General features: G+C 41.7%; 18 protein-coding genes and 1 tRNA gene. 12 read left to right on the top strand and 7 right to left on the bottom strand.

Annotated elements, in window-relative coordinates; translation table 11 throughout:
• Window positions 1-288: 288 nt before the first annotated feature.
• Window positions 289-987, top strand: a complete 699-nt coding sequence (locus QTN47_RS23890) for a DUF1826 domain-containing protein (protein ID WP_369331964.1) — start codon at window positions 289-291, stop codon at window positions 985-987.
• Window positions 988-1,194: 207 nt separating this feature from the next.
• On the opposite strand, the gene QTN47_RS23885 is transcribed toward QTN47_RS23890, so the two are convergent.
• Window positions 1,195-1,278 (bottom strand) — tRNA-Leu (locus QTN47_RS23885).
• Between the two features lie 64 nt (window positions 1,279-1,342).
• Window positions 1,343-1,852: a Fe-S protein assembly co-chaperone HscB gene (gene hscB / locus QTN47_RS23880; protein WP_369331963.1), complete on the bottom strand. Its 510-nt coding sequence runs from the start codon at window positions 1,850-1,852 to the stop codon at window positions 1,343-1,345.
• A gap of 79 nt (window positions 1,853-1,931) precedes the next feature.
• On the opposite strand from hscB, the gene QTN47_RS23875 reads away from it, so the two are divergent.
• On the top strand, window positions 1,932-3,131 hold the full coding sequence (locus QTN47_RS23875) for an NAD(P)-dependent oxidoreductase (RefSeq protein WP_369331962.1): 1,200 nt from the start codon (window positions 1,932-1,934) through the stop codon (window positions 3,129-3,131).
• Between the two features lie 129 nt (window positions 3,132-3,260).
• Here the strand turns inward: QTN47_RS23875 and QTN47_RS23870 are convergent, their stop codons facing one another.
• The 4 genes from QTN47_RS23870 to QTN47_RS23855 form a co-directional block, all read right to left on the bottom strand.
• Window positions 3,261-3,980, bottom strand: a complete 720-nt coding sequence (locus tag QTN47_RS23870; RefSeq protein ID WP_369331961.1) for a tRNA1(Val) (adenine(37)-N6)-methyltransferase — start codon at window positions 3,978-3,980, stop codon at window positions 3,261-3,263.
• 243 nt (window positions 3,981-4,223) lie between these two features.
• Window positions 4,224-4,826, bottom strand: coding sequence for a YdeI/OmpD-associated family protein (locus tag QTN47_RS23865; RefSeq protein ID WP_369331960.1), 603 nt, complete (start codon window positions 4,824-4,826; stop codon window positions 4,224-4,226).
• Window positions 4,827-5,005: 179 nt separating this feature from the next.
• The gene (locus tag QTN47_RS23860; protein ID WP_369331959.1) at window positions 5,006-6,094 is read right to left on the bottom strand and encodes a sensor histidine kinase; all 1,089 of its coding nucleotides are present in this window, start codon (window positions 6,092-6,094) and stop codon (window positions 5,006-5,008) included.
• Between the two features lie 79 nt (window positions 6,095-6,173).
• Window positions 6,174-6,854: a response regulator transcription factor gene (locus tag QTN47_RS23855; protein WP_369331958.1), complete on the bottom strand. Its 681-nt coding sequence runs from the start codon at window positions 6,852-6,854 to the stop codon at window positions 6,174-6,176.
• Window positions 6,855-7,031: 177 nt separating this feature from the next.
• Between QTN47_RS23855 and QTN47_RS23850 the strand changes: the two genes are divergently transcribed.
• Together QTN47_RS23850 and QTN47_RS23845 are read left to right on the top strand one after the other, a co-directional pair.
• Window positions 7,032-9,215 carry a hypothetical protein gene (locus QTN47_RS23850; RefSeq protein WP_369331957.1) on the top strand — a complete coding sequence of 728 codons (2,184 nt, stop codon included), beginning with the start codon at window positions 7,032-7,034 and terminating at the stop codon, window positions 9,213-9,215.
• A gap of 463 nt (window positions 9,216-9,678) precedes the next feature.
• Window positions 9,679-11,133 (top strand): glycine--tRNA ligase, encoded by a 1,455-nt coding sequence (locus QTN47_RS23845; RefSeq protein WP_369331956.1) that lies wholly within the window; start codon window positions 9,679-9,681, stop codon window positions 11,131-11,133.
• Window positions 11,134-11,434: 301 nt separating this feature from the next.
• Here the strand turns inward: QTN47_RS23845 and QTN47_RS23840 are convergent, their stop codons facing one another.
• Window positions 11,435-12,166: a ferredoxin--NADP reductase gene (locus tag QTN47_RS23840; RefSeq protein ID WP_369331955.1), complete on the bottom strand. Its 732-nt coding sequence runs from the start codon at window positions 12,164-12,166 to the stop codon at window positions 11,435-11,437.
• 281 nt (window positions 12,167-12,447) lie between these two features.
• Between QTN47_RS23840 and QTN47_RS23835 the strand changes: the two genes are divergently transcribed.
• From QTN47_RS23835 to QTN47_RS23800, 8 genes are all read left to right on the top strand, one after another.
• A complete protein-coding gene (locus QTN47_RS23835; protein WP_369331954.1) occupies window positions 12,448-14,865 on the top strand; it encodes a DUF2339 domain-containing protein in 2,418 nt (805 codons plus the stop codon).
• Window positions 14,837-16,081: a hypothetical protein gene (locus QTN47_RS23830; protein ID WP_369331953.1), complete on the top strand. Its 1,245-nt coding sequence runs from the start codon at window positions 14,837-14,839 to the stop codon at window positions 16,079-16,081. The genes QTN47_RS23835 and QTN47_RS23830 overlap by 29 nt, the downstream gene beginning before the upstream one ends.
• Before the next feature lie 440 nt (window positions 16,082-16,521).
• Window positions 16,522-19,947, top strand: a complete 3,426-nt coding sequence (mfd, locus tag QTN47_RS23825; protein WP_369331952.1) for a transcription-repair coupling factor — start codon at window positions 16,522-16,524, stop codon at window positions 19,945-19,947.
• Between the two features lie 108 nt (window positions 19,948-20,055).
• Window positions 20,056-20,847 carry a glycosyltransferase family 2 protein gene (locus QTN47_RS23820; protein WP_369331951.1) on the top strand — a complete coding sequence of 264 codons (792 nt, stop codon included), beginning with the start codon at window positions 20,056-20,058 and terminating at the stop codon, window positions 20,845-20,847.
• A 16-nt stretch (window positions 20,848-20,863) separates the two neighbouring features.
• Complete coding sequence (locus QTN47_RS23815) at window positions 20,864-22,078, top strand: glycosyltransferase family 87 protein (protein WP_369331950.1); 1,215 nt, start codon at window positions 20,864-20,866, stop codon at window positions 22,076-22,078.
• Window positions 22,075-22,860 (top strand): polysaccharide deacetylase family protein, encoded by a 786-nt coding sequence (locus QTN47_RS23810; RefSeq protein ID WP_369331949.1) that lies wholly within the window; start codon window positions 22,075-22,077, stop codon window positions 22,858-22,860. The genes QTN47_RS23815 and QTN47_RS23810 overlap by 4 nt, the downstream gene beginning before the upstream one ends.
• Window positions 22,861-23,041: 181 nt before the next feature.
• Complete coding sequence (locus tag QTN47_RS23805) at window positions 23,042-23,560, top strand: RNA polymerase sigma factor (protein WP_369332073.1); 519 nt, start codon at window positions 23,042-23,044, stop codon at window positions 23,558-23,560.
• 479 nt (window positions 23,561-24,039) lie between these two features.
• Window positions 24,040-25,113, top strand: a complete 1,074-nt coding sequence (locus tag QTN47_RS23800) for a FecR family protein (RefSeq protein WP_369331948.1) — start codon at window positions 24,040-24,042, stop codon at window positions 25,111-25,113.
• Window positions 25,114-25,169 lie beyond the last annotated feature (56 nt).

Here is a 25,169-nt window from a genome sequence, read left to right as displayed (position 1 = left end):
CCAAATATTCGGGGAGACATCTTCTATCGTGCCAATGACAAATTTCACAATAGTGACAGTTTTTCCCGTGGGGAATTAAGCTTAATAGAAATATCCAAATTGAGAACATCCTGACCCCTTATGACTTTAATCAAATAAAAGAGGTTAATGTCCTACGGACAAGATAGGCCTGTTTTTTTGGGGTTTCTATTAAACTTAAAGTCCTACGGACTAATACAATGAATTGATTTCAGACATAAACATTCGTCGTTATCTAAGCTTTGCGCATTTATTTTTACATTGCCTGTTATGACATATTCATCTCATGCCGGGGAACAGGTTCTCTACGTCTCAAATTTTCAAGACTTTGTTGCTACGCCATTTAATAAATCGGTAAACGCGATTTGCTGGACTCGTCAACTAATGGGTGATTTTTCTGAGATCGTGGGAAAAGTAGCGCTAAGCGGAAACATAACGGAAATTGAACCAGAGGAGCTTCTTGAGCTTCAGCTAAGCCAACAGGGACAACTCGCCCGTGAGATTCTTTTAAATGACCTGAAACTATTGAAAGCGCGCGGTGCATCGCCCGTTCTTAATGTGATCAAACATTATGATCGGGACGATAGCTACCCATTTTTCCCGACCGATGTCTATTCCTTTCATGTAGATCGTTCGCCCATACCAACCGATACCATTTTGTGCACCTACTACGGCTCGTCAAGTGAGATATTGCCCAATGCACAGGCTCAACAGAAAGTACTTATTCCTGAGATACGTGAAGAACTCAAAAAGCTATATCATGGAGCGGAGGAGGATTTTGAATTATTCTTAAGCGACCATTTCTTTGACTTGCACTACCAGGCAAAACCCGGTGCTCGTCCGATAATCTTAGGCCTTGGTAATCTGTGGCGCCTGGCGGTTGACCATCCCGAAAGTCAGGTTCTTCCATGTGTTCACCGTGCACCAAAGGAGATAGCCGGGCAGCACAGGTTGTTGCTAATCTGTTGATCGCAGATTTTATGGCTGATCCTCATCAATCAGATCGTAGGATGTAATCTTGCCAGATTTAATATTATCCCTGAAAACATTGGTTTTAAAGACAGTTTGAGTAAAGTTCATGCAAACAGCCTTTTGATATATTTCGGCAACGGTTCGCCCCTTGAAAAACAGCGCAAATAAAAAAGCCTGAAATCTATGATTACAGGCTTTTTACCGTGCCCAGAACAGGAATCGAACCTGCACTCCCTTGCGAGAACCAGATTTTGAGTCTAGCGCGTCTACCAATTCCGCCATCTGGGCTTTACTACCATTTTCGGCTCTTTCCGGTAACCGGACCTCCGAAACGGGCTGCAATATTAGTGCATCATCTTAATCCGGCCAAAATCCTGTTAAGATATTTTTTCTTATAATAATAAGTTTTTACTTGCAACAGCTCTTTTTCGGTAGTAACACCTTCCTTATAATCCTCCACAATTTGCTGAACAGGTTCATATATTTCATTTTTAAATTGCTCAATCTGCGCCTCCGCAGCGGCCATCTGGCCTATGTTTCCTTCAATTTCAGCGTCCATTACACTTTCATTCAGGTCCATCATTTCCATTAAAAAATCGTTGGGAAGCTGAAATTTTTCATCTTCTTCCAGCAGACCTTTTATCTGAAGTACATATTTAATGGTTTCATCCTCATTCTGAAAAGTTTTGAAAGCTTTGTTTACCAAAGATGACTTTTCAAGCGCTTCGGCCTGGGCCTCCTCATTTTCATTAGTAAAAAAATCCGGATGGTACTGCCTGCTTAGTTCATAAAACTTCTTTTTTACATGCGCCTTTTCGGGTTTAAGGTTTACCGGCAGTTCAAATAATTCAAAATAATTCATAGTGTTATTCATTACAATATTCCCCTGAGCGTATTCGCCTGATAAAAAATATCGATTACTTTAGAACAAAATTATGCCAATGCCAGCTATTGCGCTTATCAGAGAAGGAAAAACTCCGTCGGACGAACGTGTGGCTCTTACGCCCGCCCAATGCAAATGGCTGCAGAAGAATTTACCGGGATGTACTATTACCGTGCAAAGCAGCGCTACAAGGTGCTTTACGGATAAGGAATACGAACTCGCCGGCATTACCGTTCAGGAAGATGTGAGTGATTGCGATATTATGTTCGGCATAAAGGAAGTGCCCGTTAGCATGTTAATTCCCGATAAAACCTATGTTTTCTTTTCGCACACCAAAAAGAAACAATCATATAACCAGGCGTTGATGCATGCAATGATGGATAAAAATATTACGCTGATTGATTATGAATGCCTGGAACATGAGGACGGTCAGCGGATCATTGGCTTTGGCTTTTTTGCTGGAATTGTGGGTGCACACAATGGTATTATGGCGTACGGCAATCGCACGGGTCAGTTTTCGCTCGGCAGGGTGTACAAAAGCAAGGACTACCGTGCACTCATCCATACTTATTTTGGTTTAAAGTTACCCAATATAAAAATTGTCGTGACGGGCAGTGGTCGTGTGGCACACGGTATATTAGAGATCATGAACCTGATGGATGTGCAGGATGTTGAAGAGGATGATTTTTTAAGTAAAGAGTTTGCCTACCCGGTTTATGTGCATTTAAAGGGAGCCGGTCTATACCGGCATCGTGCAACCGGAAAATATAACCGGGAGCATTTTCACAATCATCCAGAGGAATACGATTGCCTGTTTGAAAATTACTATTCGCAAGCTGATATTCTTATGAATGGCATTTACTGGACGCCAAACATGCCGCGGTTGTTTGAGATGGAAGCATTAAAAGATAAATCCTTCCGGATCAGCACGATAGCGGATATTACTGATGATAAAAATGGAAGTGTTCCCTGCAATCTTGGCGACGCAGTGATCAGCGATCCGGTTTATGGTGTGAACAGACAAACTTTCGAAAAAACCGCGCCTTATTTACCCGAAAGCGTGGATGTAATGGCTGTAGGAAATTTACCGAATGAGTTGCCTCGTGATGCAAGCAGGTATTTTGGAGAACAATTGATTAAACATGTGCTGGGCGATCTGGTAAGGGATGGGAATGAAATAATTGAGAAAGCGACGATTTTGAGGAAGGGGAAGTTGACGGAGCACTTTGAATACTTAAGCGACTACGCGTTGCATTAGTTGACAATTGAAAATGTGCAAGAGTTTTTTTAACCACAGAGGTAAAGGAGTTATGACACTGAGTTGCACAGAGCATCTCAGTGCAACTCAGTGAAAAAAACTCTGTGTACTCTGTGGTAAAAAAACTGTTTATAAATGCAGATAATAGTTTTTTAGCAACCCTACAAACTCATCAGTATAAGCATTGCTCGCATCCTTAATAACAATCACGTTTTCTACTGCTTCGGATGGTTGTTTTCTAAACAATAACATACTTCGGAAGAAATCATGTCTGGGAGTTTGTTTCACTAGTACACTTTCTGCTAAATGAAAGCTGCGCTGGCTGGCCAAATGAAGACATTCTTGCGTTCTATGATATGGGATCAATACAGCAAAAGAACCATTGTCATCCAGGTGGCCATTTACAAAATCAAATAACTCATCCAAGCCTAAAGCCGTGCTGTGCAGGGCCAGGTTGCGTTTATGATCATTGCTTTTCAGATCGTTTTCAAAAAAGGGGGGATTGGAGATAATCAAGTCATATTTTATTTCCGGCTTTAATTCTTGTACCGGCATATTTATCAAATTCAACCTTGCAGACCAATCTGATCCGCCAAAATTTTCCCTTGCCTGCTCCGCCGCATGCAAATCAATTTCAACCGCATCAATCTTCGCTTCCTGCAATTTCTGCGCAAGCATTAACGATAGCAATCCTGTTCCCGCACCAATATCCAACACATGTTTCCCAGAAGCAAGATCAGCTTTATTCGCCAACCAACCACCAAACAGACACGCATCGGTACACACTTTCATTGCACACTTATCCTGGTAAACGGTGAATTGTTTGAATTTGAAAAAATGATTGGGCATTTAAGTCAATGGTGAAAAGTGAATAGTGAAAATTGAAACAGCAAAAGTAAGGCATAGCGACCAGCAGTGGTGACATCTTCGCTCTAATCAACTTATAACGTACAACTGCAATGTATCGCGGTCATTACAAGTCAATGGTGAATAGTGAATAGTGAAAATTGCAAACAGCAAAAGTAGGGCATTGCACCGTATTAGCGGATACACCTTCGCTCCAATCAACGTATTACGTAAAACTTACAAGTATCACTTCTTATACTTATCATTCAACGTCCTCCCCTCTCCACACAATGCAACTACCTTAACTATCCGTTCATTTCGGGTTTCTTCGCGTTTGGCGGAATTAATGTGTTCAACATATTCTTTTTTGTATCCGTAGGAAAGATCTTCGAAGTATTTTTTTGCAGCTTTGTTTTTATCAAGTGCCTTTTGCAGATCGGCGGGTGTTTCTATTTCTTTTTGAGTTACCTGTCGTTTAAATCCCTCTTTATTAACAGCGATAGAATCTTTTACATAAGCAGTGATCAGTTTCGCGTCAACTTCACTTACATCAGTGTATTTAATAGAGCGGCTGAATTCATTGTCCACGCAGTGGTTAAACAGTCTGTTTTCATCCTTCATCGCACAACCGTTGAAGAAGGTGAACTTTACATGCGCTTTAAAAGCACCGTAGCCGCAAAGCATTCCATTTAACTGGTAGTTTGGTCCCCACTTCCAGTCTTCAACAATTTCCTTATCAGCCTTTAAAATTATTGTTCGCAGCTTGTCGCAGATAGCCTTTGCGAAGGCAGGCATTTCATCAATATACTTGTCGATTTCAGTGGATGCGTTGGAATGGATTGTTGACATACAGCTATTAGCCATCAGCTTTGAGCTATCAGCTTTGGCACCTCCGCACCTGTTTGCTCATTCTCATCACTGGATATTTTCAATTTGACCCAGAATTCTAACTTCATTCCTCACGCCTCACACCTTAAACCTATCCCTCACCTTCAACGTAAAACGTATAACTTATAACGTACAACTTTCTACGCCTTCTGCCTCTCCACCTGCTCGCCATTCACTTTTGTTCCCTGTCTGCCGTCAAGCGTAAAGCCTATAGTTGTTCCTACGTCAAGCTTGCTCCGTACATGCATGCTTTGGTCGTGCGCTTCAATAATGTGTTTGCAAATGGCAAGACCAAGGCCGGTGCCACCAACGTCGCGGCTACGTCCCCTGTCTGTTCTGTAGAATCGTTCAAAAATGCGGGGTAAATGTTCTTCGGCAATACCAATTCCGTCGTCGCTTATTTCAACCAGCACATGCTTTTCATCAGTATTATAAATACTGGCTACAATATTGCCGTTCTGCTTACCATATTTTGCGGCATTTTCAATCAGGTTGATCAATACCTGGCGAATCTTTTCTTTGTCAGCAAAAACAGTCACGGGCAATTCGCATCCCTTCTTAATGCTGAATTTGATATTGCGCTCAGCCAGCTTAATAGTAAGTGATTCTACAACTTCTTTAACGAGGTCCTGTATTACAAAATTCTGTTTGTATAAAGGTTGTTCCCCGCTTTCCAGTTTGGATATTTCATCAAGATCGCTTACAAGGTTCACCATTCTGTCAATGTTCCGCGAAGCATTTTCCAGGAAGCGAACATTCACATCCGGATTTTCAAGTGCACCGTTCAACAAGGTATCTACGTAACCCTGTATTGCAAAAATGGGCGTCTTGAACTCGTGCGCGAGGTTCTGTAAAAACTCTTTGCGGTAGGCTTCATTACTGCGGAGTATTTCAATTTCATTTTTGCGTTGCTCAGCCCATTTTTCCACATCTGCCCTTACCTCATCAATGCTTTTCTTAGGAAGAATGTATTTGTAGTACATCTCTTCTTTCTTACTGGCTTTGGTCTGATAAATAAACTTATAAATGAGCTTTATTTTGCGATATATAAACTTTTCCAGTACAGATCGAATCAACATGTAGCTTCCTAAAAAGATAATAAGCAGTGCAATTACCGCGATCCAGATCTTATTGTGAATTACGTAAAATGCTATACCAATCGGGACGGAAAGAAGAAGGGCCGTTAATGCAGATAACTGGTTGGGTGAAAAGTTCTTAGCTGTAAACATAGTAAAAGAGGCACATTGTTTTATATTCGGTATGGTTGCATGAATACTCTACGAGGGCATGCAACCATCGAATATAAGACTATAATTCAAATTTATACCCTACACCTTTCACGGTTGTGATACAATCTATGCCTAATTTTTGTCTGATCTTTCTTATATGAACATCAATAGTCCTGTCACCCACAATCACATCAGCTCCCCAAACCTGGCTCAGAATCTCATTTCTCAGAAACACCCGGCCAGGGCGCGATGCAAGCAAATGCAGCAGTTCAAACTCCTTCTTGGCAAGAATAACATCATTTCCGTTGATAGAAACCACAAACCTGATCGGATCAATTGTTATATCACCAACGGTGATCGCCTTGCCGCTTTCCTCCTTGTTTAAACGGCGAAATATTGCGTTAACCCGACTCACAAGCACCTTCGGGCTAATGGGTTTGCTCACATAGTCATCGGCACCGGTCTCAAGTCCTTTAATCTGAGATGCTTCATCGCTAAGCGCAGTAAGAAATATTATTAATGTGTTTTGAAAAGCGGGTTGGGCACGCAGGATCTCACAAACCTCAACGCCTGTTTTATAAGGCATCATAATATCCAGGATAATCAGATCGGGATTGATCTGCTTAGCTTTTTCAATCGCCTCATTCCCATCTTTTGCAGTATAAAGCTCATATCCCTCCTTGCTTAAATTGTAACTGATAATTTCCAGAATATCACGCTCATCATCTGCTATCAATACCTTTTTTGCTTTGTTTTCCATTTAACAATATGTTTACACAAAAATAATTTTACAGGCTTGATGCTTAGCCAATGCTTCATTATATTATTGTTAACTAAAATAACACTATTTTTCCTGAAGCGGCACACCGCGCTAATGCCCGCCTAAACAAATAATTGGTAGTATTTTTGCATTTGTACAAAAAATTTAACCGACAGGATGAGAGTACTTTTATTATCAGGTTTTGTAGTCTTTATTAATTTTTTTGCTTCTGCCCAGACAACCGGTACCACAGGACAGGATATACCTTTGATGAGGAAGATGTTTCATGAAAATATCAACCAGTCACAAAGAACACTTTTCACACTGGACGGTAAACAGGACGACAAATTTGCCCCTTCTTCTGATGATGATCTAAACAACCAGATAACCTACGCAGCCACGGTAGGCATCGATAATTTACAGAATGAAATAGAAGGCAATGCTTCAACTGACGCGAATACCAAGATCAAATTTCTTCGCGGATTGAATGAAGTGCTTACGGCCTATATTTCGCAATACAGGCAAAAACAGGTAAAAGGCAATGCATTGCCACAACTGGTTAAGGATTTTAAATCAGCCATGGATCTTGAAATGCAGCACCAAAGCATATTACCCCTCATTCAGAAAAATGCTTATGAAACAGGTAATATGCTGATAAATAGCATCGCGTTTAAAGACAATGTTGATGCACAAGCCTGCAGAAACGACCTGATGGCAAAATATCTGTCCAAATACCCGGAACGCATATTGCCGACTTTAAGCGAAAAGCCAAACCTGCCTTTTGCTGACAGTTTAATTATAAAAGCAGCCCGCACACAACAGGAAAATCTGTACACCTATGCCGCGGCAACCAATTCATTTGCCGGAAAAATAGGCAGCGTGAATGATCCGTTAGTGAAGATTATTTACAAGATGGCCAAGATGAAAACCGGCCGTCAGTATTTCCCCTTCCTGGACAATCTGTATAAAGGAAAGACGACCTTTGAAGAGATTGAGAGTGTGATGGATAATGATGAAAAGTATTATAGCCTGCTTGTCAGAACTGAACTGGATTATGCATCGCGTGTAATTAAAAGAGATACTCCGATGGCCATGCAAACGCTCACGAACCGTTTGCGCTTTAAAGCCAAAGAAGTGTATATCAATGAGATCAATGGTCTGCATGAAAAACCAGACAACATCCGCTTTAAAAGCATTGAAAAGCTTACCCCGCAGGAACTTTATTACATGGCAGTTTTAGGAGAAGAAGAAATTTATACATCCAGCTATGTAAATGGTGTTTATCCTCGTATCTGGAAAGGCAAGATGCAGAAAGGTGACAGCCTGTTGATGAGCGTGTATTTCGATCACTTTAAAAAGTGGATCAAGATGGCTGCCAACTATAACACATTAGATAACTTTTTAGGTAGAATGGATAAGCAGAACGCAGAAATGCTAATGGTGGCGTTTGTGCGCGGTCTTGATAAAACGCAGAACCTGGAAGATGCGGTGGATGTGGCCAACTCTTATTCAAGCATTAAAGATCCCGCCATCAAAAGACTTATCCTGAGCCAGGTACAATATAACCTGGAGCAGGCACAAAAGACCAAGAATGTAAAAGCTACGCGCATTTACGGAATATTAAATACCATCTTCCAGTCAATTGATCCGAACAACAAGATTGATTTGACCGCCACACTGGGTATTCCGCCGGTATACTCCATGCCGAATGCCATGATGAAGGATGGCACAGGAAGAATTATTATTCAGCAGTTCTTCTACGGCGATAAAGACGGCACGAACGTATTTAATAGCTTTCTTAGCAACATGAGCAACGGCAACTGGAAAATAATTCCTTCTGCGAAATGGGTGGAAGTGCGCTCCACAAAAGGAACACCTATTTCTATCTATTCTAACAGGCCACTGGATGAAACCAAAGGACTTGATGCTGATGCGCAGGCTGCACTTGGCCAATACCTTACAGATAAAGGGCTTGATCCGACAATGGTCATTCACCGCGGGCATAGCTATTACCTTATTTCCACATTACAGCAACTGGCGCCGTCTGCCAAGGTTGTGTTGCTGGGTAGCTGTGGCGGATACCAGAGCCTGAGCACAGTGCTTAACACTTGCCCTACCGCCCAGATTATTTCGAGTAAGCAAACAGGTAGCGGACTTATTAATATGCCGATGATCAGCGCGATAGTGGAAACGCTGCGCCAGGGCAAGGACCTCGACTGGCCGGGCATGTGGAGCAACCTGGAAAAAAGATTCGCGCACAATACGCTGTTTGATGATTACGTGCCACCATACAAAAACCTGGGTGCCGTATTCATCATGGCTTACAAGAAAATGGAAGAGAGAGACAGATTGGAAGAATAGCGCTGACGCGCGGGTTTTGAACCACGGAGACAGGGCGGCACAGGCGAGACACGATTTTGTTGCCACAAAGGCGCTAAGGCGCAAAGCAGCACAAAGGGATAAACCACGGAGACAGAGTCGCACAGGCGAGGCACGGAGATTAAAAACACGACGGCACAAAAGCGCGAAGAAGCACAAAGTTTTTTTGAGAACGAAAAAGCGAGAAGGCGGCCAGAAACGAGAACAATTACATTTAATACATTTTCTTTATACAAGCTGAAGACAAGAGATCTTCAGCTTTTTTTGTGCGAGGTTGTTATGACTGCCGAATTTCGTTAAGTTCTGAGGGCAGTCGCAACCGTCGCTGCGCCGCTGCTTCTTTGCGTCCGCCGCGTGAAACAACACCGTCCGCGCGAACTTTTCGTGAAACTTTCGCCTTTTTGCGTGAAACATGAATGCTGCCTACCCCCTATCTTTGCGCCCTATGAGCGTACAAGACAACAATAGATTTCAATCAATTATATCCCATGCCAAGGAGTATGGCTTTGTTTTTCCAAGTAGTGAAATTTACGATGGATTGAGTGCCGTGTATGATTACGGTCCCCATGGAAGCGAATTAAAAAAGAACATCCGCGACTATTGGTGGAAAAGCATGACCCAGATGCACGAGAACATTGTGGGTATTGATGCTGCCATTTTCATGCATCCAACTACCTGGAAAGCAAGCGGTCACGTTGATAATTTCAGCGATCCGATGATTGACAACAAGGATAGCAAAAAACGCTACCGCGTTGATCACCTGATTGAAGCTCATGCTGATAAACTGAAAGAAAAAGGCGCTGATGGCGAAAAGCAGGCCGATGAACTGCTGGCAACCATGGATCAGCTGCTGGCAAATGATGATTTTGCCGGACTGAAAAAATTGATAGAAGACAACAAAATTGTTTGTGCTGTAAGCGAAACCAGCAACTGGACAGAGATCCGTCAGTTTAACCTGATGTTCTCGACCCAAATAGGTTCTGTTTCTGATGAAGCTGATACCATTTACCTGCGACCAGAAACAGCGCAGGGCATCTTCGTAAACTTTCTGAATGTGCAGAAAACTGCGAGGATGAAAATTCCTTTTGGTATTGCACAGATTGGTAAGGCTTTCCGTAACGAGATCGTTGCACGCCAGTTTATTTTCCGTATGCGTGAGTTTGAGCAGATGGAAATGCAATTCTTCATTAAGCCTGGCACGCAAAAGGAATGGTACGACTACTGGAAAGAAACCCGTTTGAAATGGCATTTAAGCCTGGGCATTCCGGCTGACAAATACCGTTTTCACGATCACGTTAAATTAGCGCACTACGCTGATGCGGCGCTTGATATTGAATATGAATTCCCGATCGGCTTTAAAGAAGTGGAGGGTATTCACTCACGTACTGACTTTGACCTGGGCAATCACCAGAAATACAGCGGTAAAAAACTGACGTATTTTGATACCGAGATCAACCAGCATTATGTGCCTTATGTAATTGAAACTTCTATTGGTCTTGACAGGATGTTCCTGCTGATCCTTTCTCACGCTTATGAGGAAGAAACCTGGACCAAAGAAGATGGTAGCCCAGACAGCCGTGTTGTATTGCATTTGCCTCCGGCTATCGCGCCAATTAAGCTGGGCATTATGCCATTAACCAAGAAAGATGGCCTACCGGAAATTGCAAGGGAAATTATGAATACCTGCAAACCTCATTTCCGTTGTTTCTACGAAGAAAAAGATGCAATTGGTAAACGCTACCGCAGACAGGATGCAATCGGTACGCCATTCTGCATTACTGTAGACCACCAGACAAAAGAAGATCAAACCGTTACCATCCGCCACCGCGACAGCATGCAGCAGGAAAGGATACATATTAGTGAGATTAAGGCGAAGGTGCTGGATCTGATTACGCTTTAGCTGTCAGCTTTCAGCTATGAGCTATTAGCTTAGCTATGACGCCGGATGAAAATATTGGCTTATAAAAAAGAGGAAACCGATCGTTGTTTCCTCTTTTTATTTTTAGCTGTGTCAAGAGTTAGATATTCTGCGATAACGCTTACTGATAGCTATTAATTGCCAGCCTGACGCCTGCCGAAATAACACGTATAAAAAAGAGGAGACAAATTATTGTTTCCTCTTTTACTTTATTCAATATGCTTCAATTCATTTTCTGGCGACAACACCAGCTGACAGCTGATAGCTAATAGCTGACAGCTGTCTACCCATACAACTCCAAATGAATATCATGCTTATCATACCCAAAACTCAGGATCTTCTCCTTCGCCTGATCGATCATGTCTTTCCAGCCGCAGAGATAGAATGATGCGGGAGCCAGTTGATTCTTTGTAACAATTTCTTCGTAAACCGCATGTACGTACCCTTTGCGGATGTCGGCGGGATTGTCATGCTCGCGGGAAAAAGTCGGGATGTAGGAGAAGCCCTCCAGTTCTTTTTCAAGCGCTTTCATTTCAACACCATAAAGACAATCCATTGTTCTGCGACAGCCAAAAATGAGGTGAATATCCCTGTGCGGAACATTATGCTGGTGAATATAATTAACCATGGATCTGAACGGCGCAATGCCTGTTCCGGTGCAAATCAGAAACATGTCCTTTTCAAGCGATTCCGGCAACGTAAAAACACCCTGCGGACCGCGTAATGTCAGCTCACTCCCTTCGCTCACTTCATTGAACAAATAGTGGGTACCGCGTCCTCCTTCCAGCAATACAATCACCAGTTCAATCACATTCGTACCATCGGGCCAGGAAGCAATGGAATAGCTTCTCCATCTTTTATTGCGTTTTTCATCAATTGGCAGATCAAGTGTTACAAATTGTCCGGGCTTAAAATCAAAACGCTCCAGATCATCTACTGCAATCCAGAACCTTTTGGTAATGGGAGTAATATCTTCAATCCTGATGACCTTGCCTGTTCTCCATGGTTCAAGCATAGTTATAATTTTTCTTAAGTTACATTTTTCCCGGCAAAAATAAGAAGGATGGAGGAAGGTTAAAGCTTAAAGCCCAAAGCCTAAAGCTTAAAACTGTTCGCGCGAGGGATGAGGTTTCACGCGGCGAATGCAACGAAGCGGCGGCGCAGCGAGGCTTAAGTAATGAAAGGCCACCTGCCTCGCTTATGGAAATCTCATCGTTTTACAACATCAATTTTTTCCCTTACTTTTCAAGTTTTAAGAGAACCCTTATTTAGCGCCCAAAAACAAACCCACAACCAATGGAAATATTTCTCCTGATAGTATTGCTCGTAATGATCGGCATTTTATTATCAAAAGTGTCGGCACAAAAAGATCTCACAACAGATCTGAAACAACATCTGAGATCTCTCGAGAAAGAAATCGTACAACTGAAAGATAAGTTTGTTCCGGCCCCCGCGCAGGATAGCAATATTCCTCAAACGGTACAACCGGAGACTGAAGCAACGGTTCCACCTTCTCCGGTTTCAATCATAGAAGAACCAATAACACCCGCACTTACAATAATACCAGAGCCAGTGGCAGAAGCGGAATCGTCCGTTGTTGACTTTCCTCCTGTTGAATGGGAAAGTGCTCCTGCACCTCGGGTTCATGCTGCAGTTCAACATGCCGAAGAACGCCCGGGCTTTTTCAGCAACTGGCTGGCAAAAAATCCCGACATTGAGAAATTCATCGGGGAAAACCTGATCAACAAAATAGGGATCGCCATTCTTGTACTGGGCATCGCCTTCTTTGTAAAATATGCCATTGACCAGGATTGGATCAACGAGATCGGCCGTGTTTGTATCGGGCTTTTGTGCGGCGGAATTTTAATTGCACTGGCACATAAACTCAGCAAAAATTACCGCTCATTCAGCTCTGTTCTTGCCGGTGGTGGTTTAGCAGTTTTCTATTTCACAATTGCATTCGCCTTTCATCAATACCATTTATTTTCTCAAACGGTTGCTTTTGTAATCATGGTGGTGATCACAGTTTTTGCCGTCATTTTATCCATTCTTTACAACCGCCTGGAGCTGGCTGTTATCGCTACAATTGGCGGATTTATTACGCCGCTTCTGGTTAGTACCGGTCATGGCAACTATATTGTACTGTTCACCTATATTGCTATTTTAAATGCCGGATTAATTGTGCTGGCAAATTACAAGCAATGGCGGCCACTTAACTTCATTGCATTCTTCTTCACTGTTATTCTTTATGCGGGCTGGCTGATCAATGAAAGCTCATCCACGCTTCCGCGCGTGGGTGCCTTCATCTTTGCATCCATCTTCTATTGCATGTTCATTGTGATGACCCTGATCTATCATGTGGCAAAAAAAGGCAGGTTGCACGCGTTTGATTTTATAATGCTCTTGAGCATTAACCTCGCCTATTATGCAGCGGGCATGTATCTTTTGGCAGGAAAGACATCTACAAGTGAATACAAGGGATTGTTTACCGCTGGTTTGGGATTAATCAATCTCGCTCTATCATACGCTATATTTAAAAGACAGAATGCCGACCGCAATTTTATTTACCTGCTGATAGGCATCACATTATCTTTCATTTCGCTTGCTGCCCCCGTTCAGTTAAAAGGTAACTATATCACACTCTTCTGGTCAGCAGAAATTGTTGTTTTATACTGGCTGCATCAAAGATCGGCGATCCCGCTGTTTAAAATAGCTTCTGCCATCATAACGGTTCTTACTATCATCAGCCTTGTAATGGATTGGATGAATGTTTATGGAAGCGGCCGCATAGTTCCTGTAATTACCAACAAGGCATTTATTACCGGAACAGTTGTAGCATCGGCATTATTCATCGTATTTCTGTTATTGAGAAAACAGATAGACACTTTTTATATCCGGCCCGTCACCAATAAAACTGCACAGCTATTTTATGTAACAGCTGCATCCATTATTGTATTCCTTGCAGGTCTTTTTGAAGTTGTTGATCAGTATACGCAAAGATACCCTGATGTATCACTAACCAGCATTTATGTTCCGTTGTATATTTTTGCATTTGCAGTGGTGTTATACATCTTGTTCCGCAGGTTTAACATTAGCACATCCAATACCCTGCGCATTGTTGTTCCGGGCGTTTTGCTGTTTATTTATCTCTTTAACATCCCCGGCGTATATGATCTGGAGAAAACCTCGCTAACTGCAAATCAACATAAAATACATTTTGTTGCACACATTATCAGTGTTGTCTTTTTATGCCTGATTATAAACAACCTGATCCGGCATATCTCGGCTGATCAAGAACCGTATAAAAAGAGCATGCGTGCTATTACCTGGGTCATAACACTTGCAATAATCCTGGTTCTGAGCATTGAGATGCAACATTTGTATGTGTGGTTGTATTACAGAGGACCGGGATCCATAGATGTGGCGGAAAGAATTTTTGCTAAAGCCGGACTAAGCATTTTATTGGGCATTTCATCCTTTATAATTATCTGGCTGGGGTTCCGCCATCACAACAAAACGCTGCGTGTTATAGCGCTCAGTATTTTTGGTGTTACTATTTTAAAGCTTTTTGTAAATGATCTCAGCAATATTTCACCCGGCGGAAAAATCGCGGCGTTTATTTTACTGGGCATATTGCTTCTTTCAGTATCATTTATGTACCAACGTTTAAAGAAAATTATTTTAGATGACAGACCAACAGAAAATGAAGTCTAATAATTTATTGAAAGGACATTTCAAAGCGATTATGATTGTTGTAGCATCACTTGTTGCGTTCGCACAAAGCAGTGCTCAACATTTTAAATATGAAGCATCTGTCCAGAAGATTGATTCCAGCGGCTTCTACGCGATTAATATTACGCCCGAACTGAGTAGTCATATAAAAAATGACTTCAGTGATATACGCATCATGGATGATCACAATACGCAGGTGCCCTTTCTTATCAGGAATACATTTGCCCAACAACCCCATGTATCCGGTGTTCCAATGCCCATTGTTCAAAACAGGACAACGGACAGCGGAAGATCAGAAATCATCATCCAAAACAGAACGGGGACGTTGTTGAATGAAATGACACTTCAGATAAAGAATGCAGATGTGCAGCGTTACGCAACGCTCCGGGGAAGTAATGATGAGAAGCAGTGGTTTACCATTCTGGAGAATATCAACTTCAAAAAAGACAATGCCGGCAAAGAGGATTTCTATCTGCAGGATCTGAGTTTCCCCGCAAACCAATACGCATACTTTAAACTGATCATCAACAACGGCAAAGAGGCACCGTTGCAAATACTTTCAGCCACAACGCAGATCCTGGAGAAAGCTACACCGACAACCGGCGCTTACATTGCCACACCGCAGCTTTCCTTTGTTCAAAAAGATAGCTCCGATAAAAACACTTATATCACCGTAACCAACGAAAATTTTTATCACATTGAAAAAGTCGCGCTCGCGGTTGAGGCACCAAAGTTCTTCAAAAGAAAAATTACGATATCTAATGTGAATTCAACTGAATACTTTGAGCTTTCATCAAATATCGACAACAGCTTTGTAATTCCCGCCTTTAACACGAAAAAGTTTATAATAAAAATTGAGAACGAAGACAATCCGCCCCTTGTAATTAAAAGTTTGCACACATATCAGTCAGCGAAAGAACTGATCGCTTACCTCGATGCGAAGAAAAGCTATTCCCTCTTTATGGGAGATCCCGTGCTACAATCGCCATCATACGAACTGCAGAGTTTTAAAGACAGCATTCCCGCTCAAATAAAGCGTTTAGCCATCGGAGAAATTAAATCTGTTCAACAGCCTAAATCCGATGTGAAAAATTCTGTTTTTTTAAACAAAGGCGTGCTTTGGGTAACGCTGGCGATTGTACTGGCAATTCTTTTATTTTTCACGCTAAAGCTGACGAAGCAAGTGAGGAAACCTTAAAGCCCAAAGCCTAAAGCTCAAAGCCCAAAACCTTTTTTCCGCGGAGGAGAGATTTCTCGCGGCGAAACGGAAAGAAGCGGCGACGCGAAGAAACTCAAAGTCAAAATTAAAAAGTTAAAAGTCAAAACTTTGATTCGAGAAAAAGGGAGGAAAGCGAAAAGCCTAACGCCTAATGCTTAAAACTTTTTTCTCGCGGAAGAGAAGTTTCTCGCGGCGAACGCAAAGAAGAGGCGACGCAACGTCCGCGTAAATTATACGCCGTGACTCTTTGTGCCGTATTGTCTCCGTCGTTTACCCTTTGTGCTTCCTTCCATCTTAGCGCGTTCGTGGCTAAATCGTTGTGTTTCACCTGTGCCGTATTGTCTCCGTGGTTTATCCCTTTGTGCTTCTTTCTGCCTTAGCGCCTTTGCGGCAAATCCATTATCTTTGCGGCCGGTTTTATGAATTTAAGCGAGTTACTGGAGAAATATCAACAGAACCCCCGCCTTTTTCAATTGGCGGACAGGCTGACATTTGCCGATACCCAGCATATCTTTCTTAAAAACCTACAGGGGAGCAGCGCCGAATTTATCGTAACCGGCGTATTTACACACGCTTCCACACAGCAGCTCAATCACTTAGTAGTACTGAACGACGCCGAAGAAGCAGCCTATTTCCACAACACATTGGAAAACCTGACGAACGCGCTCGATCTGTTCTATTTTCCATCTTCCTTCAAAAACAGGAAGAACTTTAAGCTGCTAAATTCGTCCCATGTCATGCTTCGTACTGAAGCGCTGACCAAACTTTCCGCTGGCGGTAACAAGAAGATTATTGTTACCTATCCCGAAGCATTGTTTGAAAAAGTAGTTCTTCCTAAAACACTTAGTGGCAACATCATTCATATAAAAGCAAACGATACCATTGACCTGAACGGCATCATGGAATTGTTTGTAATGTATGGCTTTGTGCGCACGGATTTTGTGTACGAGCCGGGCCAGTTTGCTTTACGCGGAGGTATTCTTGATATCTATTCTTTCGGCAATGAGAAGCCATACCGTGTTGAGTTATTCGGCAATGAAGTGGATAGCATCCGCATATTTGATCCCGAGACACAGTTGAGTGAACGCAAATTGTTGCAGGTTTCTATCATCCCGAATATTGAAACGCAGTTTGACAGCAATGAAAAAATTTCACTGCTGGAATATCTGCCTGAGAACACGATCGTGTGGCTGAAAGATTGGGATGTGATTAAGGAACAGTTGGAAGAAGAGGAAATGGATCTTGGACAGTTTCTTGAAAAATTGTCGCAGGATAGCACTGTAGGCAATAAGTCCAAACCCACTTATGAAGATGATGAGGATGAAACAAAAATTCTCAAAGAAGTAAGGCTGGAAGATTTTGTTCCGGCTGCAACTATTGAAAGACAGGTGCAACAACGTCACATCGTTGAATTTGGCTACAAGCCTCAGTTGTCTACAAGTGAAATTGAATTCAACACCAGGCCGCAGCCCGCTTTCAACAGACAATTTGATCTGCTGATCAAGGACCTGAAAGATCACGAAAGCAAAGGTTATAGCATTTACATATTTGCTGAACAGGCCAAACAGCTGGAAAGACTGAACACGATTTTTACTGATCTTAATACTGAGATCCAATTTACTCCGTTGGCAACCAGCATTCACGAAGGCTTTATTGATGAGGACCTGAAAGTTGTCTGTTATACGGATCACCAGATCTTCCAACGATACCACAAATACCGTGTTAAGCAGGCTTATAACAAGAACAAGGCGCTTACCATCCGTACATTACGGGAGCTTCAGCCAGGAGACTATGTAACGCATATTGATCACGGTGTGGGCACTTATAGTGGTCTACAAAAACTTGAGGTGAATGGCAAGTTACAGGAGGCTGTCCGCATTATTTATAAGGATGGCGATATTCTGTATGTGAATATCAACTCGCTGCACAAGATCTCCAAGTATACCGGTAAAGAGGGCACAACGCCCAAGATCAACAAACTGGGTAGTGACGTTTGGAACAGGCTGAAAGAAAAAACCAAAACGAAGGTTAAAGAAATTGCCTTCGACCTGATAAAATTGTACGCTCAGCGCAAGGCGCAGACAGGCTTTGCACATACTCCGGACAATTATATGCAAACTGAGCTGGAAGCAAGCTTTATTTATGAAGATACGCCCGACCAAAGCAAGGCTACAGCTGATGTAAAGAAAGATATGGAATCGCCCGCACCGATGGATCGCCTGGTGTGCGGTGATGTAGGTTTTGGTAAAACTGAGGTTGCAATAAGATCAGCTTTCAAAACATGCGTGGATGGCAAACAGGCTGCCGTTTTGGTGCCGACAACCATCCTTGCTTTTCAGCACTATAAAACATTTAAAGAAAGGTTGAAAGATTTTCCTGTAACGGTGGATTATATCAATCGCTTTAAATCATCTAAAGAGAAAAAGGAAACACTAAAGAAACTTGAAGAAGGTAAGATCGATATTATCATAGGTACGCATGGTTTGCTGGGCAAGGAAGTGAAGTTTAAGGACCTCGGCCTGATGGTAATAGATGAGGAGCAGAAGTTTGGTGTGGCGCATAAGGAAAAGCTGAAAACGCTGAAGACCAATGTTGACTGTTTAACGCTTACAGCAACGCCGATCCCCAGAACCTTACAGTTCTCATTAATGGGCGCGCGTGACTTAAGTATTATCAATACACCTCCGCCTAACAGGCAGCCTATTCAAACTGAGGTTCATGTGTTCAACGCGGAATTCATAAGAGATGCGATCTATTATGAAACAGAACGCGGCGGACAGGTCTTCTTTATCCATAACCGTGTACAAGGTTTGAAAGAGATGGCTGCGTTGATCCAGGCGCAATGTCCTGACCTGAGCATTTCATATGCACACGGACAAATGGAAGGCCATGAACTGGAAGAAAAGATCCTTGATTTTATCGACCGGAAATATGACGTACTGATCTGTACAAACATCGTTGAAAGCGGCGTGGATATTCCGAACGTTAATACCATCATCGTTAACAATGCGCACCATTTTGGATTGAGTGATCTTCACCAGTTACGCGGACGTGTGGGCAGAAGCAACAAGAAAGCGTTCTGTTATTTATTGGGACCGCCGATGAGTACATTACCATCCGACTCACGTAAACGCCTGCAGACATTGGAACAATTCAGCGATCTTGGAAGTGGCTTCCAGATTGCGATGCGTGATCTTGATATACGCGGTGCGGGAAATATGCTTGGCGGTGATCAGAGCGGCTTTATGGCAGAGATTGGTTTTGAAATGTATCAGAAAATTCTTGATGAAGCCATCCGCGAATTGAAACGTACATCATTTAAAGACCTCTTTAAAGATGAGATCAGTAAGCAGGATGATTATGTGAGCGATTGTACCATTGATACAGATCTGGAAATACTTATTCCCGATAGCTATGTAGAGAGCATTACAGAACGTCTTTCTCTATACACAAGACTGGATAGTTGCGAGAACGAAGAAGATCTGCAGGATTTCCATAATGAGCTGATAGATCGTTTTGGCCCTATTCCTCCGCAGGTGGAGGATCTTTTCACTACCGTGCGTTGCCGCTGGCTCGCAGTAGATCTTGGCTTTGAAAAGATGGCTTTGAAAGAGAACACACTTCGTTGCTATTTTATCAACAAGAATGATTCACCATACTTTGAGTCAGACATCTTTAAAAATATATTGCACTATCTGCAAACAGGCACCAACAGGGCTCGTCTAAAGCAGGCCGGTAAAAACTTCCTGCTTATCGCAGAAGACATGAATGGCATGAACGAAATGCATCGTTTTTTACAACTGATGCACACGGCGGTACTCAAGAAAAGCGAAATAATCGCCTAACCTGATTTTTATTCTGTTTTACCTATTTTTTTTCTCTCTTCCGCTAATTTTATATATAAATTTTACTATTCAATCCAAATTGAGGAAATTGCAGCAAATACCCTTAAATTGAAACATTGTAACCTTAGTGTAGTAGTACCCCTCTGCAAACCTAAGTCGAGCTGGCATTATGATCTGCTCAAAAATATCCGGCAGGTAAAAATGCAGCTAACAGGCCTCAACATTCAGTTCATTGTTGTTAATGACGGATTTGAGAACAAATCATTGTTATATAAGTTCCGGGAACTTACAGAATCGCATAGCAATATTTCGTTTATTTCTTACGCCGCCAACATGGGTAAAGGCTATGCCCTGCGAAAAGGCGTGGCGTCAGCAAGAGGAAAATATGTAATAGTAACCGATTTTGATTTTCCTTATGTACATTCCAATCTTGCAGACATGTACCATCTGTTATTGCAAGGATATGACGTTGTTGTAGGCAAAAGAGATAAGGCATACTTTAAGAAATTGCCACTCAAACGATACATTATATCCAAAGCCTGTAATTTTCTTAACCGCTTCCTACTGCGACTGCCCGTTGCAGACACACAATCGGGCCTTAAGGCATTTAATCACGTCGGCAGAAGTATTTTTTTAAACACAACCATAAACAGGTTTCTTGTAGACGCCGAATTCGTTCAATTAGCGTACAGATTTGGTCTGCACATAAAGCCAGCACCGTTGACATTGCGTGAGAACATCCAGTTCTCAAATATGAACGCAGGTGTGATTAAAACAGAAATCAGAAATTTTTTATACCTGTTGTTTAACAGGAACCGGAAACTGACAACAATTTCTGATCGCAAAAAATATGATATCAACAGCACTTTGCATTCACGCGAAACCGAGACAGTTGAATAGTTAAAGAAGTATACAGATGAGCACAACAATAAATAAGTTTTTAGCATGGATTCGCTCGGGAGCATTTCTAAAAAAAACCGGGCTGGCCATTGCATTATGGTTTGGTTTGTCACTTATTGCAGTTATGCTAAACGTACGCGGAAATACACTCAATAACTTCATCATCTTCAAACATGTTTATCTGCACACCATTCAGCAGACTAATTTATATATAGAGTACCCACAGCAGTATTCTGACGTCAATCTTTATGGCCCGTTCTTCAGCATAGTAATGGCTCCATTTAGTTTTTTGCCGGATAAGGCTGGTGTAATATTATGGGTATTGCTGAACGTTAGTGCGCTTTATTACGCCATTCGCGATCTTCCAGTAGAAAAAACGGCACAGAATACAATCCTCATTCTTAGCTCCCACGAGATGATGACTGCCTCATCGTGGCTGCAATCAAACGGATTAACCGCTGCATGCATCATACTAACATTTACATCGCTGCATAAAGGCAAAGAAGGTTATGCTGCATTTTATCTTTTGTTAGCAACATTCATTAAGATATACGGCATAGTAGGGCTGGCATTTTTTTTCTTTTCAGGAAAGCCACTTCGTTTTATTGCGTGGCTGATTGTTTGGAGTATTGTTTTTTTTACCGCTCCAATGCTAATATCGAGTGCAGATTTTATCCTGCAATCCTATGGTGATTGGAAACAGGCGCTCATACAAAAATCAGCAAAGAATATCAGACTCGATATTCACAACGACTACCAGGACATATCGATGATGGGGCTAATCAGGCGAATATTTTTCCCGGCACTGAAAGACTCATTTGTGATTATTCCAGCGCTAATTGCATTTGCTACGCAATACATGCAATACAGGTTCTTTAACAATACATCATTGCGACTATACATATTGTGTTCCGTATTGCTATTCACGGTAATATTTAGCACAGGATCAGAATCGCCTACTTATATTATTGCATTCCCGGCCGTTTGTCTCTGGTACATTCTGCAACCGAAGAACGCCTGGGCTAATGCAATGCTTGTATTTGCGTTATTGCTAACAAGTTTTTCATATTCCGATATTTTTACGCCATGGGTAAGAACCCATATCGCAAGACCCTACGCGCTAAAAGCTTTGCCTTGCTGCATACTATGGATTACTATCATTGTGCAGATACATAAAAGGCAATTTCTACACGCGCAAGAAATATTGAAAAAAGAATTATCGCCGGCATGAAGCAACTGAACAGGTTTACCCTACTCACGTTTGATGTTGAAGAATTTGATCTTCCGCTTGAATATGGTTGTGCCATATCTGTACTCGAGCAGATGGACACCGGCTATGATGGCTTGAAGAAATTGCAACAAGTGCTACATATCTACAATCAGGCATACACATTCTTTACGACAGCTAATTTTGCCAGCCAATACCCGGATGAAATCAGGAGGCTATCTGAAAGTAACGAAATAGGATCACATACTTTCTTTCATTCAAGCTTCGAAGAACGGCATTTGCTTGAAAGCAGAATAACACTTGAAAACATTACAGGCAAAAAAGTTATCGGACTACGTATGCCGAGATTACAGGCGGTATCACCAGAGCTGGTACAGCAGGCAGGTTACATATATAATTCATCCATAAACCCTTCATGGCTACCAGGCAGATATAACAACCTCAGTAAACCCAGAACTCTATACAAGCAACTGGGTGTGGTTAATGTACCGGTTTCCGTAAGTAGCAATTTCCGGATCCCGTTATTCTGGCTGGCATTCAAAAATCTTCCTTATGCTATTTATAAAAAAATGGCCATCCATACGTTGAAGAAAGACGGATACCTGTCACTTTATTTTCATCCGTGGGAATTCACAGAAATCACGCAATACAATATTCCTTTTTATATAAAGAGACATTCGGGCACATGCATGCAGGAGAGGCTGCATCAGCTTATAAAGGATCTTAAGAAAGACAGCGACTTTATATGCATGAGAGACTTACCTGGTGTCCAATGCACACATTAACTTACGCAAACGTTTGATATTTTAAAATCTGATTTATTCAACTAATTTGTTTCAGAATCTAACTGTTGAATACCAATGCCGGCGCGTTTTAGCAAAGACCAGAACGATTTTTGTTTACAATGATTTAATGCCATAGAACAAACAGATAGTTGCAAATTGCGCTGGATTTTATTTGAAAAGAGTGAGTATTGTTAATTACATAAAAGCGGGGGATCATGTTGTATTCCGGGAAACTTTTCTGCAATGGCAGCCGAAAGCGTACCAATACTTTATGCTTAAGGTAAAGGACGAAGCTTTGAGCAAAGAGCTTACACAACTCACTTTTATCAAGCTTTGGGATTACCGGCATACACTCTCCGAAGACCTTTCACTGGAAACGCAATTGTTCAGAATAGCCAGAACTACGTTGATTGACACGCTCCGTGCAAAAGCACAGCAACGAAAAGCGCAGTTGTATGTATTGAAAGAAAGCAAGGAAGAGTTTGTTCACCCTGTTACGGAAGTTGATACAGAAAAAAACATTATAAATGCGCTAAACAGCCTCCCTCCTGTTCGCAAGCAGATCTTTGTACTTAGCAGGCTGCATGGATTTTCATACAAACAAATAGCGGGTAAACTGGAGATCTCAGACCGCACAGTTGAAAAACATATTTCCCTCGCGCTTAAACAATTAAGGAAAGTATTGTCTGCTTTTTTTTGAACCATATAAGGGATTTTTTGAACCATATAAGTAAGGTGTCGGGCGCCAACGTTTCTTTGTAAACAATTGATAAAGCTTAAAGCCCAAAGCCTAAAGCCTAAAGCTGACCGAAGCGAAGTTTTTTAAACCATATAAGGCATATAAGAGCAAATAAGAGCTTTTACTCAAGATAATAATAACACTTAAACGACAATATATTTACTTAACCAGCTCGGACCTTCACCATTGACCATTCACTATTCACTAGTTGTATAGAAGGCATATAAGAGCATGTAAGCAACGACCCAAGAGCCTTTCACTTTGCAGTCTTTCGCATACTGAAGCCTTTTCTACATTTTCTACTTTTTACTTTTGACTTATTCATCATTTCCTAAAAAACCTTATATTTTCTTATAGGCCTTATATGGTTTAAAAAATATTTTTTCCTCCATTACGGGTAGGGCCTTCTTCAATCGTATTATTATAAACACCACATTCCATTGAACTTGTCTAAAGAACTGATAGAAAAATTTCTTGCAAACAAATGCACCAGGGAAGAAGCTGAGTATGTAACAAAAATGCTTAGTGAAAACCCGGCATTGATGGATGTGTATTTTTCAGGTGAAGAGTGGAACAATCTAACAATCCCGCAAAACACGCACAGCGGGAAAGAAGCTGAGGAAATGCTGAAAGCTGTTGAAAGGGCAACATATAAAAAAAATAACAACATACCGAGCATATTATTCCGCGTTGCCGCTGCAGCGGTAGTTATTCTTGTAATTGGTGTATTTTGGTTATTCACGAAGGTCAACCACGAGCATGAAGTAGCAAAGCAGACTCAAAAAGTAGCAACACTACCAACCATTGCGCAGCTAAAGGTTGTAAAGAACGATGGTACAAAAAATTTAAAAGTGGCGCTGCCAGATGGATCGGCTGTGAACATAAATCCCGGATCGCTGATCAGGTACAAGGAAAAATTTGATGATGTAAAGCGCGAAATCTACCTGGAAGGTGAAGCGTTCTTTACTGTTGCAAAAAACAAACAGCGTCCTTTTATTGTGTATAGCAAGGACATATCAACAACAGCGCTCGGTACATCCTTCACAATAAAGGCATACAGAAAGGATAAGAATGTAACTGTGACACTATATACAGGTAAGGTTGTGGTTAAACAAACAGATGCAGCCAAACAAATGCAGGATGTTTACCTGGTACCGGGCCAGGAGATTACAGTAAACATGCAGACCTTTGAAACTGTTCTTCAAAACATGAAAGACGAACCGGAAAAGATAGTGTCTGAAAAAGTTGCAGAAGTACCACCTGCCAAAGTTCAACAAAACACCAGCACGGGAATGGACTTCACCAACGAGCCATTGAAAAACGTATTCAAAAAACTGGAAGAAGTATACAATATTTCTATTCAATATAAAGATGCAGAGATTGACACGCTTGACTTTACAGGATTGATAGAACCAAATGAATCGCCGGAAAACATTCTGCAGAACATTGCTTTATTAAATGGATTTACAATAACCAGGACCGCAAACAGTTTCCTGTTTCAGAAAAATCAGTAATCAAAATACATAAAAAGACTTAAACACGCACGGGCCCTGACGTGTAAAGGATACCT

This window comes from Danxiaibacter flavus, from assembly GCF_041060425.1.
GTDB lineage: Bacteria > Bacteroidota > Bacteroidia > Chitinophagales > Chitinophagaceae > Danxiaibacter > Danxiaibacter flavus.
The sequence above is the reverse complement of the archived record's forward strand: the minus strand, read 5'-3'. Positions and strand labels throughout refer to the sequence as shown.

What these genes read in the sequence shown, in the direction of transcription:
- QTN47_RS23890 (WP_369331964.1), top strand. Translation starts at nt 289, where the DNA reads ATGACATATTCATCTCATGCCGGGGAACAGGTTCTCTACGTCTCAAAT.
- hscB (WP_369331963.1), bottom strand. Translation starts at nt 1,852, where the DNA reads ATGAATTATTTTGAATTATTTGAACTGCCGGTAAACCTTAAACCCGAA.
- QTN47_RS23875 (WP_369331962.1), top strand. Translation starts at nt 1,932, where the DNA reads ATGCCAGCTATTGCGCTTATCAGAGAAGGAAAAACTCCGTCGGACGAA.
- QTN47_RS23870 (WP_369331961.1), bottom strand. Translation starts at nt 3,980, where the DNA reads ATGCCCAATCATTTTTTCAAATTCAAACAATTCACCGTTTACCAGGAT.
- QTN47_RS23865 (WP_369331960.1), bottom strand. Translation starts at nt 4,826, where the DNA reads ATGTCAACAATCCATTCCAACGCATCCACTGAAATCGACAAGTATATT.
- QTN47_RS23860 (WP_369331959.1), bottom strand. Translation starts at nt 6,094, where the DNA reads ATGTTTACAGCTAAGAACTTTTCACCCAACCAGTTATCTGCATTAACG.
- QTN47_RS23855 (WP_369331958.1), bottom strand. Translation starts at nt 6,854, where the DNA reads ATGGAAAACAAAGCAAAAAAGGTATTGATAGCAGATGATGAGCGTGAT.
- QTN47_RS23850 (WP_369331957.1), top strand. Translation starts at nt 7,032, where the DNA reads ATGAGAGTACTTTTATTATCAGGTTTTGTAGTCTTTATTAATTTTTTT.
- QTN47_RS23845 (WP_369331956.1), top strand. Translation starts at nt 9,679, where the DNA reads ATGAGCGTACAAGACAACAATAGATTTCAATCAATTATATCCCATGCC.
- QTN47_RS23840 (WP_369331955.1), bottom strand. Translation starts at nt 12,166, where the DNA reads ATGCTTGAACCATGGAGAACAGGCAAGGTCATCAGGATTGAAGATATT.
- QTN47_RS23835 (WP_369331954.1), top strand. Translation starts at nt 12,448, where the DNA reads ATGGAAATATTTCTCCTGATAGTATTGCTCGTAATGATCGGCATTTTA.
- QTN47_RS23830 (WP_369331953.1), top strand. Translation starts at nt 14,837, where the DNA reads ATGACAGACCAACAGAAAATGAAGTCTAATAATTTATTGAAAGGACAT.
- mfd (WP_369331952.1), top strand. Translation starts at nt 16,522, where the DNA reads ATGAATTTAAGCGAGTTACTGGAGAAATATCAACAGAACCCCCGCCTT.
- QTN47_RS23815 (WP_369331950.1), top strand. Translation starts at nt 20,864, where the DNA reads ATGAGCACAACAATAAATAAGTTTTTAGCATGGATTCGCTCGGGAGCA.
- QTN47_RS23810 (WP_369331949.1), top strand. Translation starts at nt 22,075, where the DNA reads ATGAAGCAACTGAACAGGTTTACCCTACTCACGTTTGATGTTGAAGAA.